15 protein-coding genes are annotated in these 16,966 nt (G+C 67.6%); 7 read left to right on the forward strand and 8 right to left on the reverse strand.

Features of this window, described 5'->3' with window-relative positions; genetic code table 11:
* Window positions 1-57: 57 nt before the first annotated feature.
* The 6 genes from P0M04_RS04515 to rsmB all read right to left on the reverse strand — a co-directional run bounded on the left by P0M04_RS04515 (window position 58) and on the right by rsmB (window position 6,170).
* Window positions 58-315 carry a BTH_I0359 family protein gene (locus P0M04_RS04515; protein ID WP_036235350.1) on the reverse strand — a complete coding sequence of 86 codons (258 nt, stop codon included), beginning with the start codon at window positions 313-315 and terminating at the stop codon, window positions 58-60.
* A gap of 160 nt (window positions 316-475) precedes the next feature.
* Window positions 476-871 carry a GTPase gene (locus P0M04_RS04520; RefSeq protein ID WP_259448556.1) on the reverse strand — a complete coding sequence of 132 codons (396 nt, stop codon included), beginning with the start codon at window positions 869-871 and terminating at the stop codon, window positions 476-478.
* On the reverse strand, window positions 861-1,613 hold the full coding sequence (locus P0M04_RS04525) for a response regulator (RefSeq protein WP_259448555.1): 753 nt from the start codon (window positions 1,611-1,613) through the stop codon (window positions 861-863). Before P0M04_RS04525 ends, P0M04_RS04520 begins: the two co-directional genes overlap by 11 nt.
* 93 nt (window positions 1,614-1,706) lie before the next feature.
* Complete coding sequence (locus P0M04_RS04530) at window positions 1,707-3,998, reverse strand: sensor histidine kinase (RefSeq protein ID WP_259448554.1); 2,292 nt, start codon at window positions 3,996-3,998, stop codon at window positions 1,707-1,709.
* 3 nt (window positions 3,999-4,001) lie between these two features.
* Window positions 4,002-4,565 carry a DUF4390 domain-containing protein gene (locus P0M04_RS04535; RefSeq protein ID WP_259448553.1) on the reverse strand — a complete coding sequence of 188 codons (564 nt, stop codon included), beginning with the start codon at window positions 4,563-4,565 and terminating at the stop codon, window positions 4,002-4,004.
* Window positions 4,566-4,601: 36 nt separating this feature from the next.
* On the reverse strand, window positions 4,602-6,170 hold the full coding sequence (gene rsmB / locus P0M04_RS04540; protein ID WP_259448552.1) for a 16S rRNA (cytosine(967)-C(5))-methyltransferase RsmB: 1,569 nt from the start codon (window positions 6,168-6,170) through the stop codon (window positions 4,602-4,604).
* A 184-nt stretch (window positions 6,171-6,354) separates the two neighbouring features.
* On the opposite strand from rsmB, the gene argS reads away from it, so the two are divergent.
* From argS to P0M04_RS04575, 7 genes are read left to right on the forward strand one after another with little or no spacing between them, the layout of a single operon-like run.
* Window positions 6,355-8,067: an arginine--tRNA ligase gene (argS, locus tag P0M04_RS04545; protein ID WP_259448551.1), complete on the forward strand. Its 1,713-nt coding sequence runs from the start codon at window positions 6,355-6,357 to the stop codon at window positions 8,065-8,067.
* 26 nt (window positions 8,068-8,093) lie between these two features.
* Window positions 8,094-8,807 (forward strand): SPOR domain-containing protein, encoded by a 714-nt coding sequence (locus tag P0M04_RS04550; protein ID WP_259448550.1) that lies wholly within the window; start codon window positions 8,094-8,096, stop codon window positions 8,805-8,807.
* Between the two features lie 9 nt (window positions 8,808-8,816).
* The gene (locus tag P0M04_RS04555; protein ID WP_259448549.1) at window positions 8,817-9,494 is read left to right on the forward strand and encodes a thiol:disulfide interchange protein DsbA/DsbL; all 678 of its coding nucleotides are present in this window, start codon (window positions 8,817-8,819) and stop codon (window positions 9,492-9,494) included.
* On the forward strand, window positions 9,491-10,285 hold the full coding sequence (locus P0M04_RS04560) for an SDR family oxidoreductase (RefSeq protein ID WP_259448548.1): 795 nt from the start codon (window positions 9,491-9,493) through the stop codon (window positions 10,283-10,285). The genes P0M04_RS04555 and P0M04_RS04560 overlap by 4 nt, the downstream gene beginning before the upstream one ends.
* Window positions 10,282-11,046 (forward strand): biotin--[acetyl-CoA-carboxylase] ligase, encoded by a 765-nt coding sequence (locus P0M04_RS04565; RefSeq protein ID WP_259448547.1) that lies wholly within the window; start codon window positions 10,282-10,284, stop codon window positions 11,044-11,046. The genes P0M04_RS04560 and P0M04_RS04565 overlap by 4 nt, the downstream gene beginning before the upstream one ends.
* Window positions 11,047-11,062: 16 nt before the next feature.
* Complete coding sequence (locus P0M04_RS04570) at window positions 11,063-11,827, forward strand: type III pantothenate kinase (RefSeq protein ID WP_259448546.1); 765 nt, start codon at window positions 11,063-11,065, stop codon at window positions 11,825-11,827.
* An 8-nt stretch (window positions 11,828-11,835) separates the two neighbouring features.
* Window positions 11,836-12,594 (forward strand): SPOR domain-containing protein, encoded by a 759-nt coding sequence (locus P0M04_RS04575; protein WP_259448545.1) that lies wholly within the window; start codon window positions 11,836-11,838, stop codon window positions 12,592-12,594.
* Here P0M04_RS04575 and lpxD read toward each other — a convergent pair.
* Complete coding sequence (gene lpxD, locus P0M04_RS04580; protein WP_259448544.1) at window positions 12,578-13,669, reverse strand: UDP-3-O-(3-hydroxymyristoyl)glucosamine N-acyltransferase; 1,092 nt, start codon at window positions 13,667-13,669, stop codon at window positions 12,578-12,580. The two genes, P0M04_RS04575 and lpxD, sit on opposite strands and share 17 nt — an antisense overlap.
* A gap of 189 nt (window positions 13,670-13,858) precedes the next feature.
* Window positions 13,859-16,921, reverse strand: coding sequence for a TonB-dependent receptor (locus tag P0M04_RS04585; protein WP_259448543.1), 3,063 nt, complete (start codon window positions 16,919-16,921; stop codon window positions 13,859-13,861).
* Window positions 16,922-16,966 lie beyond the last annotated feature (45 nt).

Raw genomic sequence — 16,966 nt, forward strand, 5'->3', positions numbered from 1 at the left:
ACAAGGCTGCGTCACGCAGAGCGGTGGTCGGACGGCATGTCCGGCCCGGGGGGAGACTCAGTGCAGCACGACCGGTTGGCTCATCAGGGTATCGTACGAACCCAGGAAATCGTCGATTTCCTCCATGGTCGGCTCGCTCGCGATCAGGTTGTTGACATCACGCCGGAACGCTTGCGCCAGTTTGCCGCCGATGAAAGCTTCGCGCCGGCCGGACTTGTCGACGATCTCGTAGCCGCCGAAGCGCAGGGCTTCGAGGTTGTGATCGACGCCAAATTCGACAACGCTGTACTGTTCGCTGTTATAGATCATGTTCATGATGACTCCTTCACTCGATCAGATGGGTGCAAGGGCCGCCCGGCGGCGGACGGCGCACTTTCCACTTTCTTTCCACTTCGATTAAGAGGTGGGGCCACTGGAACCGAATTCAAGAACCTCTACAACTTGTTACGAATGCCATCAACACGCTGCGGGAGATTCAGGCCTTCAGGTCGGAAGTCAGCCGTAACAGCTGATCGTATGGCTCGGACTGCAGCCACGATCGCAACTGATCAAGATGCTCGCTGTCCGCGACACCGATGAAGATACGGCGGGGTCGTTGGCGCAGCAGGCGATTCAATGTTACACGCAAAACCAGATTACCGGTGCAGCACAGGCAACCGGGCGCGATCCGCGCAACTGTCTGGCCGGATGGAAGGTCGTCGAGGGGGGAGCTGCCGGACGCGAGGCCTTCAAGGATGATGGCCTGCGTGCGGTCTTCATGCAGATCGGAAAGGTGGGCGGCGATGGCCGCTTCGCGCGCAGCGGCGCCCGGACCGGTGACGAGCGTCAGGACGGTGCGCGCATCGTCCCCACCTCCGGGATTACTGTGCACTCTTCTTGCCCAGCTTGCCCGGTTCGACGCCGAGCTGCTTGAGCTTGCGGTACAGGTGGGTACGTTCCAGGCCCGTCTTTTCGGCCACGCGGGTCATGGAACCGCCTTCGCGGCCCAGGTGGTGTTCGAAGTACATGCGCTCGAACGCGTCGCGCGCCTCGCGCAGCGGCAGGTCGAACGACAGCGTGTAGCCGTGCGCATGCGCCTCGCCGTTGCTGACCGGACGGGCCATGCCCATCGACGCGCCCATCGACCCGCCCTGCGGCTGCGGCGCATACATCGGCTGCGCGGCGGCGCTCGGCTCGGGCACGGGCGAGGACACCGAGGCGACGGTCGCCATCGGACGCGGCGCGATCGCCGGGGCGCGCGCCACTTCCTGGCCGCGCTGCAGGCCCTGCTGCACCGCTTTCAGCAGTTTTTGCAGGGCGATCGGTTTTTCCAGGAAATTCAGGGCACCGATGCGGGTCGCTTCCACGGCGGTGTCGATGGTGGCGTGGCCGGACATCATGATGACCGGCATCGTCAACAGGCCGTCGCGCTGCCACTCCTTGAGCAGGGTGACGCCGTCGGTATCGGGCATCCAGATGTCGAGCAGCACCAGGTCGGGGGCGCCCTGCTGGCGCGCCTGGCGGGCCTGCTGCGCGTTTTCCGCCAGCTGGACCGCGTGTCCCTCGTCGCCAAGGATTTCCGAGAGCAGCTCGCGGATGCCCATTTCATCGTCAACTACGAGTATGTTCGCCATCTTGTTATGCCTTTTTAATCTGACTCTCTCTACGGAGACGCTGTTCGAACGCTGACGCGCGCTCCTTTATACAGCCAAGATTCTATGCGCGATTCACGCTTCGGCCAAGTTCGCCTCTGGCGCTAACTTTAACAGCAAAATCGATACCGAAGCGCCACTTCCGTCGGCGCGGTTGGCGACGTCGATCCGGCCGCCATGTTCGTCGACGATCTTCTTGACCATCGGCAGGCCCAGGCCGGTGCCACGCGCCTTCGACGTGACGTACGGTTCGAACGCCCGCGACAGGATCTTCGGCGCGAAACCGGGCCCGTTGTCCACGATCGCCAGGCGCACCGCGGTGCCCGTGCCGCCGTCGGCGCCGACGTAGTGGATGGCTTCCGTCACGATGTCGATGCGGGGCGGGTCGTCCTGCGGCGGGCGGTCGGCCAGCGCGTCCTGCGCGTTCTGCAGCAGGTTGTGGATCACCTGGCGCAGCTGGGTCGCGTCGCCCATCACGCGCGGCAGGCCGGGGGCGAGCGACGGATGGATCACGTCCGAGCCGTCCTCGGACAGGTACAGGTTCAGGATCTCGTCGATCAGGTCGTTCAGGTCCAGCGGGTGCAGCACGGCCGGCGGCGTGCGCGCGTAGTCGCGGAAGTCGTCGACCATGCGCTTCATCGCGGCCACCTGACTCACGATGGTGTCGGTGGCCTTGTTGAGGAGGGCCGCGGCGTCAGGGTCGACGCGGTCCGCCAGCTTCATCTGCAGGCGTTCGGCCGACAGCTGGATCGGCGTGAGCGGGTTCTTGATCTCGTGCGCGAGGCGGCGCGCGACCTCGCCCCAGGCCACGGAACGCTGGGCCGAGATCACGTCGGAGATGTCGTCGAACACGACGATGAAGCCGCTGCCCGCCCCCACCGGCAGGCGCGAGCCGCGCGCGAGCAGCGTGAGGTCGTGGTCGTCGCCGGTGCCGGCACGGCGCGGGATCTCGATCTGCTGTTGCCAGTGCGCGCGCCCCCGCCCGCGGCCAGCGGCCGATTGCGCGCTTTGCGCCGAGAAGGCGCGGGTGACGGCGCCGGCGAACACCTCCAGCCCCTCGATCTCGTCGAGCGGGCGGCCGGCCAGCGACGCGACGTCGACCTGCAGGATGCGGTGCACGGCATCGTTCGAGTTGACGACGACGCCGTCGGCATCCATCACGATCACGCCGGCCGACATGTTGGCCAGCACGGATTCCAGGTGGGCCTTGGCGCTTTCCAGCGCCGCGCGGTTGCGTTCGACGGCGGAGCGCGCTTCGAACAACTGGCCCGTCATCGCGTTGAACGATTGCGTGAGCGTGCCCAGTTCGTCGTTGGTCTCGACGATCGGGCGCGGCGACAGATCGCCCTCCGCGACCGCACGCGTGCCCTCGGCCAGCACGAGCAGCGGTTGCGCCAGATTGCCGGCGATGAGGAACGAGGCGCCGATGGCGGAAAAGATCGCGAGCAGCAGGGTCAAGGTCAGCTCGCCGATATACATCTTGTTCAGGCCCCGGCGCGCCGCGAAGCGTTCCTGGTATTCGCGGTAGGCGGTCGACAGCACGGCGGCGTTGGACGCCAGGTTGACGGGCACGGACTGCGTCAGCTGCAGGTAGCGCGGCGCCATGCCGGGCGGTTCGGGCACGGCGACGACCACGCGCAGGCGCAGGCCCGTGGCGGCGTCGAGGGCGGTGGGCGCCTCGTCGTGCGCCTCGCGGAAGTCGTCGTCGATGCCGCCTTCCGGGCGCGCGTAACCGCCCGGCATCGCGGCCTGCTTGAGCATCTGCGGCGTGGGCAGGTCGGAGGGGCCGACGACGGCGCGGCGGTCCTCGGTGGCGCTGGCAACGGGCTTGCCGGCCGCATTCAGCAGCAGCGCGCTCTGCATGCCGTTGCCGTCGTCGAGCGCGCGCGCGAGGATCGTCTGCGCATCCTGTTCGCCCTGCCCCGCCAGGGTGGCGGCGACGGTGCCGGCGTTGGCGCTCAGGTCGGCCAGGGCTTCGTCGAGCGCGGCGCGGGAGAGATTGAGGCCTGAGTCGAGCGCGGCTTCGATCTTGACGTCGAACCACGACTCGATGGAGTGCGAGACGAACTGCACTGACACCATGAAGACGACGAGCCCGGGCAGGATACCGATCCCCCCGAACAGCACCATCAACCGCACCATCAGCCGCGAGCCGAACTTGCCCGCCTTGTAGCGCGAATAGAGACGCCAGAACGCGACCATCACCAGCACGAACAGCGCGCCGGCTACGACGATGATCAGGCCGAACAGCCAGGCGAAATTGCGGGCGAAGAAGCCCGTGTTGCTGGAGGCGGAGGCGAGAAGGAAAACGAGGATCGACGCGATCGCGCTGCCGATCACGAGGGCATAGCGCAGGGCCCGGATCACGGCTTACTCCGCACGGTAGGTGAAGGTCTTCTTGTGCGAGGCCAGGCGCCAATCGGAGTTATTCAGGGCATCGACCTGGAGCGGCTTCAACAGGTATTCGCGGTCCATGAACATGCGCACGGTGGCATTGTAGGTCTCGCCCGGCTTGAGATCGCCCTTGCGGGCAATCAGCCAGCGGGCCGGCGCCCGGATCGCGAGCAGCGCTTCGTCGAGCGTGTCGAAGTTCTGCTGGATGCTGCCGGGGGCGGAGACGTGATAGACCCGGAACAGCACGTCGTAGTTCAGCTTGAGCGTGCGGCGCGAGGACACGGCATGGTCGTCGGTCCACCACCAGCGCGGCCGGGTCAGCTCGATCTCGGTGGTGAACGACAGCGGCACGCCGTGCTGGATGGCCTGCTCGAGGCCGGGCGTCAGGTCGAACGAATACCTGGCGTCGAGACGGTAGCCATCGTCGGAAGCCTGGATACTGGCGCGGGTGATTTCGATCCCTTCGGCCGCCTGCGCCGTGGCGCATGTCAATGCCAGCAGCAGCTGGCAGGCGAGGAGGAGGAAAAATCGTACAGTCACTAGGGCCAGAGCCTTAAAAAGCGTTGTCGGGATTGCTCACGCTCCGGCCTTCTGGAATAGGGCGTAGAACAGACCGTCATGATCCTGCCCGGCGCCACTTCGAGGAAGCAGTTGGCCCGGCGCATCGAGACGGACCGCACCGTGGCGCGCCGCGAAGGCGGCGGCCTGCGCTTCCGATTCCTGCGGCCAGAGCGAACATGTCACGAACAGCAATTTACCATCGGGCCGCAGCATCTGCCAAAGATTGTCGAGTATTTTGCTGGAAAGTGTTGCAAGTTGGTGGGTGTCACTCTTGCGTCGTAACCAGCGGATATCCGGGTGGCGGCGGACGATGCCGGAGGCCGTGCACGGCACGTCGGCGAGGATACGATCGTATTGACGACCATCCCACCAATCCGTCGCTTCCGCCGCGCCCGCCTTGACGGTCGCGGACAGGCCCAGGCGCTGCAGATTCTGGTCCACGCGCATGAGGCGGCGCGCGTCGGCATCCAGCGCCGTCAGGTCGACGTCGGCCGTCTCCAGGATGTGTCCGCTCTTGCCGCCCGGGGCCGCGCAGGCGTCCAGCACGCGCATGCCGTCTTTCAGGTCGAGCAGCGGCGCGGCCAGCTGGGCACCCGCGTCCTGCACGGAGACAAGGCCGTCGGCAAAGCCGGGGATCTGCGCCACGTTAACGGCCTGGGCCAGGCGCACGGCGCTCGGCCCCACCTGCTCCGCGCGCATGCCGGCCGCGGCCAGCGTTTTCAGATAGGTGTCGACGTCCGTCTTGCGGCGGTTCACGCGCAGGGTCAGCGGCGGCTGGCGGTTGCCCGCCTGGAGGATCGCCTGCCAGTCGGCCGGGTACGCGGTGCGCACCGAGTCGATCCACCACTGCGGATAATTCCACTGGGCGACCTGGTCACGCAGCGCGGCGGCGACCAGTTGCTCGCGCTCGCGCAGGAAGCGGCGCAGCACGGCGTTCACCATCGCCCTCGCGTGCGCGAAATCCGGGTGGGCGGAGCTGGCGAAGACCGCCTGGTCGACGACTGTGAAGGCTTCATAAGGCGGCTCGCTGCCTTCGGGCGGATCGAGCAGCGCCAGCGCGCATTCCAGCAGGCCGGCCAGCATGGCGGGTTCGGGCGCCTTGCTCGTCATCATGCCCAGCAGGATGCCGCTGCGGCCCAGCTGGCGCATGGCGCGGTAGGCGATGTCCTGGATGGCGCCGCGCGCCTGCGGTGGGGCGTCGTACGCCTGGAACACCTCGGCCAGCGCCTGCGGGAGCGCCGTGCCGGCGCGCACGCGCGCGAGGCTGCTCGCCGCGCCCAGCAGGGCGAACGCGAGGGAATCGGTGCGCAGGTCGGGACTGTAATCGAGCTGGACGTGGGCCTTGACCTCATGGCTGTGACGCAGGCGCGCGCCCTCGTCCTTGGGACGGGACGGCGCATAGCCGGCGTCGCGCGGGGCCGGTTCGACCGGTTGCGTACCGCGCGGCGGCGTGCCGCCAGGGCCGCGCGGGGCGGTCTGTCCCTTGCCAGGTGCGCCACCAGGCCGGGCCGGGCCGGCCTTTTTGCCGCCGTTGCGGCCGCCGGCCTTGGGTTTGAGAGTGAGCGTCGGGCGCTTTTCGGTCATGGCAAATCGATCAATGCATAAAGACGCACATTGTAACGGTTACGCGTTGCGCAGGCTTAAGCGAGGCTTGTGCCCGCGTCCCCGGATGGTTTGCGCGGTCCGGCAAACCAGTATAATGATCGCTTAGCCTGCCAGTGGCACTGCCACCGCGCCGCACCGTCCATTATATTTTCGACCACAGTTCATGCTCGCCCAACAAAAACAAGAGATCGTTGCCCTGTTCCAGGCCGCATTGGCCCCCATCGTCGCCGGCAGCGACCTCTCTCCAAACGTCGTCCTGGAGCGCCCGCGCGATCCGTCGCACGGCGACATCGCCTGCAACATCGCCATGCAGCTGGCCAAGCCGCTGAAAACGAACCCGCGCGAACTGGCCACCCGCCTCGTCGCCGCGCTGCTGGCCGATCCGAAGGCAGCGGGCCTCGTGGAATCGGCCGACGTGGCCGGCCCGGGCTTCATCAACCTGCGCGTGGCAGCCGCCGCCAAGCAGTCCGTCGTGCGCTCCGTGCTGCAGCAGGGCGACGCCTTCGGCCGCGGCGAGTCGGGCCATGACCACCACGTGATCATCGAATTCGTGTCGGCCAACCCGACCGGCCCCCTGCACGTCGGCCACGGCCGCCAGGCGGCGCTGGGCGACGCGCTGTCGTCGCTGTTCGAATCGCAGGGCCACCAGGTCACGCGCGAGTTCTATTACAACGACGCCGGCGTGCAGATCCTGACCCTGGCCAACTCGGTCCAGGCCCGTGCGCGCGGTTTCCGTCCGGGCGACATCGAATGGCCGGAATCGGCCTACAACGGCGATTACATCCAGGACATCGCCGACGACTTCCTCGCCAGGAAGACCGTGTCGGCCAGCGACGGCCAGCCCGCCACCGGCAGCGGCGACACGAACGACATCGAATCGATCCGCCGCTTCGCCGTCACGTACCTGCGCAACGAGCAGGACCAGGATCTGCAGGCGTTCGGGGTCAGGTTCGACAACTATTATCTCGAGTCCTCGCTGTACACCGACGGCAAGGTCGAGGCGGCCGTGCAGGCCCTGGTCGACGCCGGCGTGACCTACGAGCAGGACGGCGCCCTGTGGCTCAAGACGACGGACTACGGCGACGACAAGGACCGCGTGATGCGCAAGTCCGACGGCACGTACACGTACTTCGTGCCGGACGTGGCGTACCACATCCAGAAATTCAAGCGCGGCTTCGACCAGGCCATCAACATCCAGGGCAGCGACCACCACGGCACCATCGCCCGCGTGCGCGCCGGCCTGCAGGCCGTGAACATCGGCATCCCGCAGGGCTATCCCGACTACGTGCTGCACAAGATGGTCACCGTCATGAAGAACGGCGAGGAGGTCAAGATCTCCAAGCGCGCCGGTTCGTACGTGACGGTGCGCGACCTGATCGAATGGTCGGGCAACGGCGACGTGACCCGCGGCCGCGACGCCGTGCGCTTCTTCCTCATCTCGCGCAAGGCCGACACGGAATTCGTGTTCGACGTCGACGTCGCCCTCGCCACCAACGACGAGAACCCCGTGTACTACGTGCAGTACGCCCACGCGCGCATCTGCTCGGCCCTCGCGAACTGGGGCGGCGATGTCGCCCAGCTGGCCAACGTCGACCTGTCCCCGCTGACGAATGCGCACGAATCCGGCCTGCTGGCGAAGCTGTCGACGTACCCGGAGATGCTGCAGCGCGCGCTCGTCGAGCTGGGCCCGCACCAGGTCGCGTTCTACCTGCGCGAACTGGCCGGCGAACTGCACAGCTATTACTTCGCGCACAAGTGGCTGCTCGACGACGACGAGCCGACCAAGCTCGCGCGCCTCGCGCTGGCAGCCGCCATCCGCCAGGTGCTGCGCAACGGCCTGGCCCTGATCGGCGTCTCGGCGCCGGAGAAGATGTAAGCGTTTTATCTACACACCCGTACTACATGACCGCTTTCCGTAATCGCTCGCAATCATCCTTCACGCGCCAGCGGGGCAGCACGCTCACTGGCCTCATCATCGGCCTGATCGTCGGCCTGGGCATCGCGGTCGCGGTCGCGCTGACCATCACCAAGGGCGCCTCGCCGTTCACCGACAAGACGGTGAAAGCGGGCCGCCCGGCCGATCCCGCGCCGGGCCAGGCCCAGGACCCGAACAAGCCGATGTACGCCAACCGCGACGCCGCGCGCGTGGCGAACAAGGAGATCGCGGAAAAGGCCGCCGCGCGTTCCGGCGGCAACGACGCCGCGCCGGAGCCGGCGCCGGCACCGGCCGCCAGGCCGGCTGACGCCGATCCTCTGGGCAAGGCCATCGCCGCGATGAAGGAGCCGGCACCGGCCCCCGCAAAGGTCGAACCGAAGCCGGAGACGCGCGTTGCAGCAGCTGCGCCTGCGGCCACGCCGGCACCGGCTGCTGCCGCCGGTGAGTACATCTATTACCTGCAGGCGGGCGCGTTCCGCGACCTGTCGGATGCGGAAGCGACCCGCGCCAAGCTCGCGCTGCTCGGCTTCGAAGCGGCGATCAGCGACCGCACGAGCGACAGCGGCGTGCTGCACCGCGTGCGCATCGGCCCGTACAACCAGGTCGAAGCCATGAACAAGGCGCGCGCCAAGCTGCTCGACAGCGGCGTCGACGTCGCCATCGTGCGTAACCAACGTTAAGGGGTCGCGATGTCTCTGACGCGCCGTCTGTTCTGCACCGCCCTCCTCGGCCTAGCGGCCGGATTCACCACGCTGTCCGCATCGGCCGCCGACCCGCAGGCCGGGTCGCAATACCTCGTGCTGCCTTCCGTGCAGCCGACCGATACCGGCGCAAAAGTCGAAGTCATCGAGTTCTTCGCCTATTACTGCCCGCACTGCTACGCGTTCGAGCCCACGCTCGAAGCGTGGGTGAAAAAACAGGGCGACAACATCGTGTTCAAGCGCGTGCACATCCAGGGCGGCGCCAGCGTGCTGCCGCAGCAGCGCCTGTTCTACACGCTGGACGCGATGGGCCTGCTGAACCAGTACCACCAGAAGGTGTTCGACGCCATGCACCAGCAGCATCTGCGCCTGTCCAGCGACGAGCAGGTGTTCGACTGGGTGGCGCAAAACGGCATCGACCGCGCGAAGTTCGTCGACACGTACCGCTCGTTCGGCATCCAGGCCAGGCTGCGCCGAGCCGCCGCGATGATGGATGCGTACGGCGTGGACCGCTGGCCGCTCGTCGTCGTCGACGGCCGCTTCGTCACGTCGCCGTCGCACGCGGGCGCGGGCGCGCCCGAGGGCACGACCGAAGCCCAGCAACAGCAGACGGCCCTGCAAGTGATGGACTTCCTCGTCGCGAAAGCGAAAGCGGACAAGAAATGACCGCTGCGCGGAGCCGCCGGCTGCGCGTATTCATCACGGGCGCGTCCAGCGGCATCGGTGCCGCCCTGGCGCGCGAGTATGCGGCGCGCGGCGCCGTCCTCGGCCTGCTCGGCCGCCGCGAGGATGCCCTGCGCGCGCTGGCCGCTTCTCTGCCCGCCTTCGGCGATCATCACATCTACACCGTCGACGTGACGGACCATGCTGCACTGGCCGCGGCCGCCGCCGACTTCATCGCGCGTGAAGGCGGCGCCGACGTCGTCATCGCCAGCGCCGGCGTGTCGGCCGGCACGCTGACGGAACGGCCCGGCGATTTGTCCCAGTTCGCCGAGATCTTCGCCATCAACGTGACGGCCACCGTCGCCACGTTCGCGCCGTTCGTCGATGCCATGAAAAACGACACCGGGCCGCGCCGCCTCGTCGCCATCGGCAGCGTGGCCGGCATCCGCGGCATGAAAGGCGCCGGCGCCTATTGCGCGTCGAAGTCCGCCATACACGCCTATGCGGAATCGCTCCGCCTCGAACTGCAACCCCACGGTATCCGGGTCGTGACCATCGCGCCCGGCTACATCGACACCCCGATGACCCGCCTGAACCGTTTTCCCATGCCCTTCCTGATGCCCGTGGACCGCTTCGCGGCCGCGGCCGCCCGCGCCATCGACGCCGGCACGAGCTACCGCGTGATCCCGTGGCCGATGGGCGTCGTCGCCAAGATCCTGCGCCTGCTGCCCAACGTCCTGTTCGATGCGCTGTTCACGCACGCGCCGACCAAATCCGGCAAGGTGGCGCCATGAACGCCGATCGCATCATGGCGCTGTCGCGGACCGGCGTCGCCGTCGAAGTGGTGGCGCAAACGGGATCGACGAACGCCGACCTGCTGGCGCGCGCGCCGCAGTTGACGGCACCCGTGCTGCTCGTTGCCGAACACCAGACGGCGGGGCGCGGCCGCGCGGGCCGCAGCTGGCTGTCCGAACCCGGCCACTCGCTGACGTTCTCGCTCGCGTGGCGTTTCGCCGGCGGCCTGCGCGGCTTGGCCGGCCTGCCGCTCGCGATCGGCGTTGCGCTGGCGGAGACGCTCGGCAAGCTTGGCCAACCCGTGCAGCTGAAGTGGCCGAACGACGTGCTCAAGGATGGCGACAAACTGGCCGGCATTCTCGTCGAAACGCAGGTGGCGGCGGACGGCGCCGCGTGGACCATCGTCGGCATCGGCGTGAACCTCGTGATGCCGGACGCACTCGAAGACAGGATCGGTCGCAGCGCCGCCGCGATGCCGTGGCTCGCGCGCATGGACCGCGACGAGCTGATGGCCGCGCTGCTCGACGGCCTGGCCGAGACCCTGGCGCTGTTCGCACGCGACGGCTTCAGCGCCTTCGTCGCGCGCTGGAACGTGCTGCACGCGTGGCAGGGCCGGCCGGTCGTCCTGCTCGACCGCGGCGAGGTCCAGCACGAGGGTCTCGCTGCCGGCGTCGACGACACGGGCCGCCTGCTGCTCGACACGGCGGCGGGACGCGTGACGATCGTCGCGGGCGACGTGTCGCTGCGCACCAGGGATTGATCTGCGGGAGAACGTGATGCTATTGCTCGTCGATGCAGGGAACACGAGAATCAAATGGGCGATCGCGGCGCCTGACGCCGCGCCGGGCGACTGGACCGCGCACGGCGCCGTGCCGCATGCGGAACTGGAGCGTCTGCAGGCCGCCTGGGCGGGCCAGGGTCTCACGCGCGCAATCGTCTCGAACGTGGCGGGCCCTGCGATGCAGGCCCAGCTGACCGCCCTGCTCGCGCCGCTGCTGCCCGCACCGCCGGCATGGTTTACGTCGCGCGCCGGGCTGGCAGGCCTGCGCAACCGCTACCGCAATCCCACGCAACTGGGCAGCGACCGCTTCGCCGCCGCCCTCGGCGCACGCAGCCTCGCACCCGGCAAGAACCTCGTCGTGGCCACGTGCGGCACGGCGACGACGGTGGATGCCGTCAGCGCCGCAGGCGACTTTCTCGGGGGGATGATCCTGCCGGGCCTGGGCCTGATGCTGGGCGCGCTGGCACGCGGCACGGCCCAGCTGCCGCAGGTGGGACCGGGCGCGAATGGTTTTGCAGCCCCGCCGACGTTCGCCGACCACACGAGCGACGCCATCCTGTCCGGCTGCCTGGCCGCGCAGGCGGGCGCGATCGAACGCGCCTGCGCGGCACTGCCGGCCGACCTGTGCATCGTCTCCGGCGGCGCGGCGGCCAGCGTGGCCCCGCTGCTGTCCGTCCCGCACTGGATGCTGGATAATATTGTCCTGGTGGGCCTGCACGCGGCCGCACCTTCGCTCGATTCCAACCCCGCGTCTACTTGAGGACACTCGTGCTACGACTCGCCTTCTGGTCCCTGCTGTTCCTGAACGCCGCCCTGTTCGCGTACGCCCAGGGCCTGCTCGGCACCGCCAGGAGCAATGAGCACGAACCGGCGCGCCTGAAGCGCCAGTTCAACACGGCCAAGATGACCTTGTTGACGCGCGACCAGGCCGAGGCCGCCGCGAAGGCTGCCGCGCCGCCGGCGGGTGGCGATGCGGTGGAAAGCGCAGCGTCGGCAAGCGCGGCCGCAAGCGCGCCTGCCGTCGTGGCCACCGGTGCCGTGCCCACCCCTGCGCCGGCACCCGCCTTCGCCTGCACGGAAATCGGCCCGTTCGATTCGGCCGACGCCCGCCGCTTCGAAGCGCGCCTGGCCGCGCTCGACCTCGGCGACCGCCAGTCGCGCCAGACGATCCAGGCCCAGGACGTCAGCAGCTGGCTCGTGCACATCCCGTCGCAAGGCACCAAGGAAGCCGCCGACAAGAAGGCCGCCGAACTGCGCAACCTGGGCGTGACCAATTTCTACGTCATCAACAACGACACCCCTTTGAAATACGCGATCTCGCTGGGCGTGTTCAAGACCGAAAGCGGCGCCCAGGCGATGCTCGCGCAACTGGGCAAGCAGGGCGTACACTCGGCCCGCATCGCGCCGCGTGGGCCGCAGACCAACCATTACGTCTACCGCGTACGCAGCATCGATGCCGCGACCCGCAAGCGCATCGAAGGCTATGCGGAGCGCTATGAAGGTGCGGACGTCAAGAGCTGCGGGTGAGCGCTGACGCGTCGCGGGATTGCTGCCCCGCCTGCTCGCCACCCAGCACCTTCACCGCCCGCTCGAGCACCTTGATCTTTTCCCGCATCGCCGACAGGTTGCGCAGCAGCGCCGCGTTGCGTTCCCACTCCGCGTTCGGCGCCATCGGATAAAAGCCCGTGTAGCGGCCCGGTGCCGTGATCGAATTCGGCACCAGCGTACCGGCCGTGACGTGGACGTTGTCGACGATGTCGATGTGCCCGTTGATCATCGCGGCGCCGCCGAACGTGCAGTGCCGGCCGATGTTCGCGCTGCCCGCGACGCCCACGCAACCGGCCATCGCCGTGTGCGCGCCGATGCGGCAGTTGTGGCCGATCTGGATCAGGTTGTCGAGTTTGACGCCGTCCTCGATGACCGTGTCGTCCAGCGCCCCGCGGTCGACCGCCGTGTTCGAGCCGATGTCGACGTCGTCGCCGATGACGACGCGGCCTGTCTGCGGGATCTTGATGTAGACGCCGCCGTCCACCGCGAAGCCGAAGCCGTCGCCGCCGATCACGGCGCCGGAGTGGATGATGCCGCGCGCGCCGATGACGCAGCGCGCGTGGAAGGTCACGTTGGCGAAGAAATGCGTGCCCTCGCCCACGCTGGCGTCGCGGCCGATGTAGCAGCCCGCGTCGATCACGGCGCCGGGTCCGATGGCCGCGCCCTCCTCCACCGTGACGTGCGGACCGATGACGGCAGTCGGGTGCACGCGCGCGCCCGGGTGCACGGCGGCTGTCGGGTGGATGCCCGGCGCGGGCGCATGTTCGGGCGCACACAGGTATTGCGCCGTGCGGGCGAAATACGCGTACGGGTTGTTCGTCACGATGCGCGCGCCCGCGTACGTGGCCGCGACCTCCGGCTCGTCGAGCGGCGCCAGGATCAGCGCCGCCGCGCGGCTGTGCGCAGCAACGGCGCGCAGCCGGCTGTTGCTGAGAAAGCTGATGTCCGTGGCGCCCGCGCGGTCCAGCGGGGCGATGCGCGCTACTTCGATGTCCGGGTCGCCTTCCAGCCGGCCGCCGAAGCGCGTGACCAGCTCCACGAGTCGTGCCCCCATCCCCTGCCTCCTGTCGCATCGTTGCGTCGATATGCGGTTCGACACGAACGCCAGGCCGACAGTTCCGGATCCTGAAGGGGAAACGGAAGCGGTGTGAGCTAACGCAAAAGAAAAAGCCCCGCTCGCAACCGGCGCGTTGCATGCCGGTCGAAAGCGGGGACAGGGGACGTAAAGGGTACTGCTATGTGATCAGAACTTGCCGCGCACGCCCAGCTGGAAGGTGCGGCCCGGGTCGTACGACGAGAACGCCGCGTTCGGGAACTGGAAGTACGCTTCGCGCTTGGCCTTGTTCAGGTTGACGATGTCGAACGTGACCGTCGGCCAGCCGTCGCGGTCGAAGACCTTTTCCAGGTCCACGCTGGACGAGAAGTCGGCCTGCTTGTACGAGCGGCCGTACAGCGACGCCAGGGTGATGCCGTTCTGGTTGGCCGTGCTGGCCTGGCTGCCCTGCTGGTACTGGTGCGAGATGCGCGCCATGTAGCCGTGGTTTTCGTAGTAGATGCCGAAGTTGTTGCTCTTCTTCGGCACGTTCAGGGCCACGAAGCCGCTGGTGCCTTCGCCGGTCGCGCTCTGGTTGATGAAGGTCGCGGTTTCGTTGAAACCGAAGCCCTTGATCGGCAGGAGCTTGTCGAGCGGCTGGACCCAGCCGATCTCCAGGCCGCGCACGCGCAGGATGCCACCTGCGTTGCGCTCCTGGCTCATCACGACCGTGGCGGCGTCCGGACCGCCGCGCGAATTGATGGCCACCTGCTGAGTCGGGATCAGGTTGTTGTAGGTGATGCCGTAGGCGGCCAGCGCGGAGAACGGCAGCGTGCGGTTGTCGATGACGGTGAAGCCTTTCACCTGCTTCTGGAACACGGTCAGGCTGACGTAGCCTTCACGGCCCGTGTACCAGTCCAGGCCCAGGTCGATGTTGTTCGACAGGTAGGGCTTCAGTTCCGGGCTGCCGATGGTGCCGATGTCGGCGGACGGCGAGCTGAAGTTGATGCCCGGGCGCAGCGAGTTCGGGTTCGCGCGGGTCATCGTCTTCGACAGCGCGAGGCGGGCCACGACGTCGCTGCGCAGCGACAGGGCCGCGGTGGCCGACGGCAGCGTGTTGTTGTAGGTGGTGTTCTGGTACACCCACTCGGTCTGGTTCGGGTACTTCGAACCGTTCTGGGTCAGCGTGGCGTTGCGCGGATCGCTGAACGAGTTGAGGGAACCCACTTCCTGCTTCGTACGGACGTAGCGCACGCCGGCGTTGTAGCGCAGCGGGAAGCCGGCGACGTTCGTCTGGCCGTTGACTTCCGTGTAGAAGCCCGTGCTGCGTTCGCGCACGTAGCCCGAGCTGGCGCCCGTCGACGAGCTGGTGGAATCCGGCGCCGACGAGTTGTAGGCGTCGTAGTTCGAATCCTTGCGGAAGCGGTCCCAGTCGATCACGAGGCGGCCGTACGGACCCGGCACCAGGTAGCTGCCCAGCTTGTTCACGGGGATCAGCGAACCCTGGTACGTGAGCGGTGCCGTCTGGCCGGCCGTATAGCCGGTGCCGTAGCCCGGGTACAGGGCGCTGGCGCTGGCACCCGGCGTCGAGGCGCCGTCGCAGGTCGGCGCGCCGTTCGGGCCCTGCAGGAACACGCTCGGATTGTTGCCGCACACGGCAGCCTGCCAGGCGGCCGAGTTGTCCTGGCCGCGGATGCGGCGGTCGATATCGTCATAGGCGATACCGGCGCGCACGTTCAGCTTGGCGTCGCCCCAGGTCAGGTCGGAGTGGAAACCCTTGGTACTCGTTTCGCGCAGCTCGTTCTGGATGTTGACGCGGCCGCCGGCCCAGACGAAGTTGGCCGGGTTGTTCACGTCCTGGTTGAACGTGATGCTCGGCATGGCGCCGCCGTTGCCGTTGAACGTCGCGACGAGGCCGCTGCCATCGGCCGTGATCGGCATGATGGTGGGCGCTTCGTGCGAGAACGACGACTTGGTCGCGTTGGCCTGCGCTTCCAGTTTCAGGGTCGGGCTGATCTTCCATTCCATGCCCGGGTTGATGCCCTTCAAGGTCGTCTTGTCGCGGCGCGGACCGTATTCGATGAAGTAGCGCGAGTTGGCGAACGTGCCCTGCGTGACGGTGCAGCCGGCGGCGCAATCGCTCTTGTCGACCTGCATGTTCAGCGGGATCTCGAAGTTGTTGCGCACGGCCCAGGTATAGCCGATGCGCGACATGTCGTCGTCCTTCTTGCTGTACATGGTGTCGACATAGAAATGCAGGTTGTCGAGCGGACGCCATTCGGCACTGATGATCGCCGCGCCCTTGTCGCGCGTGCCGAAGTAATCCATGTAGCGGCCGAGGCGCGGCAGGATCGCGTTGTCGATCTGTCCGATGTTCAGGCCCGGGTTGTTCGCCAGCAGGAATGCCTGGTTGATCGGGGTGCCTGCCACCAGGCCCGCGCCGGCGCCGGCCGGCACGGTGGCCGGGATGGTCCAGTTGCCGCCACCGGTCGGGTTGCGGGTGCCCGTCGTATTCTGCGTGGCCGACAGGTTGGCGTTGGTGAGACCCACCGTCTCGTAGCCGGTCGTGCGTGCCTTCTGGCGGTTGACGGCGAAGCCGGCCAGGATACCGAAGGTGTCGCCCCAGGTCTTGCTGGCGAGGATGGAAGCGCGGCCGCCGACGCCATCGGCGATCTTCTGCTTCTGCGCGGTGGCACCGTACGAGACGTGCGTGCCCGGATTGTCGAACGGACGCGCGCTGCGCAGGTTGACGACGCCGGCCGCGCCGCCTTCGATCATGTCGGCCGTCGGGCTCTTGCTGACGGTCAGTTTGGTGAACAGATCGGTCGGCAGCATGTCGAGGTCGATCTCGCGATTCGTGTTCGCGCCGTCGATCGGGCCGGACGATGCCACGGCGATCTGCGCATTGTTCAGCAGCACCTTGGTGAAGCTGGAACCGAGGCCGCGGATCTGCACGTTGACACCCTCGCCCGTCACGTCGCGCGCAATCTGCACGCCGGGAATACGGCTCAGCGATTCGGCGATGTTCTTGTCGGGGAATTTACCGATGTCTTCGGCACTGATGGTGTCCTGGAAACCGACGGCTTCTTTCTTGTCCTTGGCGGACGACAGCAGACTGGCGCGGTAGCCGGTCACGGTCACCACGGCCGCGTCGGCAGTTGCGGCCGGGGCTTCCTGGGCATACACCTGCTGGATGAGGCCGGCGATTACGCTCAGGCCAAGCACAACTTGGCGGCCCTGGTGACGACGCCGCGCTACGGACTTCTCGATCATTTGCTGTCTCCTGTATTTTTATCTGGGCCTGGACATACCGGTAGG

It is taken from the genome of Telluria mixta (assembly GCF_029223865.1).
GTDB lineage: Bacteria > Pseudomonadota > Gammaproteobacteria > Burkholderiales > Burkholderiaceae_D > Telluria > Telluria mixta.

What these genes read in the sequence shown, in the direction of transcription:
- P0M04_RS04560 (WP_259448548.1), top strand. Translation starts at nt 9,491, where the DNA reads ATGACCGCTGCGCGGAGCCGCCGGCTGCGCGTATTCATCACGGGCGCG.
- P0M04_RS04565 (WP_259448547.1), top strand. Translation starts at nt 10,282, where the DNA reads ATGAACGCCGATCGCATCATGGCGCTGTCGCGGACCGGCGTCGCCGTC.
- P0M04_RS04555 (WP_259448549.1), top strand. Translation starts at nt 8,817, where the DNA reads ATGTCTCTGACGCGCCGTCTGTTCTGCACCGCCCTCCTCGGCCTAGCG.
- lpxD (WP_259448544.1), bottom strand. Translation starts at nt 13,669, where the DNA reads ATGGGGGCACGACTCGTGGAGCTGGTCACGCGCTTCGGCGGCCGGCTG.
- argS (WP_259448551.1), top strand. Translation starts at nt 6,355, where the DNA reads ATGCTCGCCCAACAAAAACAAGAGATCGTTGCCCTGTTCCAGGCCGCA.
- P0M04_RS04585 (WP_259448543.1), bottom strand. Translation starts at nt 16,921, where the DNA reads ATGATCGAGAAGTCCGTAGCGCGGCGTCGTCACCAGGGCCGCCAAGTT.
- P0M04_RS04515 (WP_036235350.1), bottom strand. Translation starts at nt 315, where the DNA reads ATGAACATGATCTATAACAGCGAACAGTACAGCGTTGTCGAATTTGGC.
- rsmB (WP_259448552.1), bottom strand. Translation starts at nt 6,170, where the DNA reads ATGACCGAAAAGCGCCCGACGCTCACTCTCAAACCCAAGGCCGGCGGC.
- P0M04_RS04525 (WP_259448555.1), bottom strand. Translation starts at nt 1,613, where the DNA reads ATGGCGAACATACTCGTAGTTGACGATGAAATGGGCATCCGCGAGCTG.
- P0M04_RS04570 (WP_259448546.1), top strand. Translation starts at nt 11,063, where the DNA reads ATGCTATTGCTCGTCGATGCAGGGAACACGAGAATCAAATGGGCGATC.
- P0M04_RS04550 (WP_259448550.1), top strand. Translation starts at nt 8,094, where the DNA reads ATGACCGCTTTCCGTAATCGCTCGCAATCATCCTTCACGCGCCAGCGG.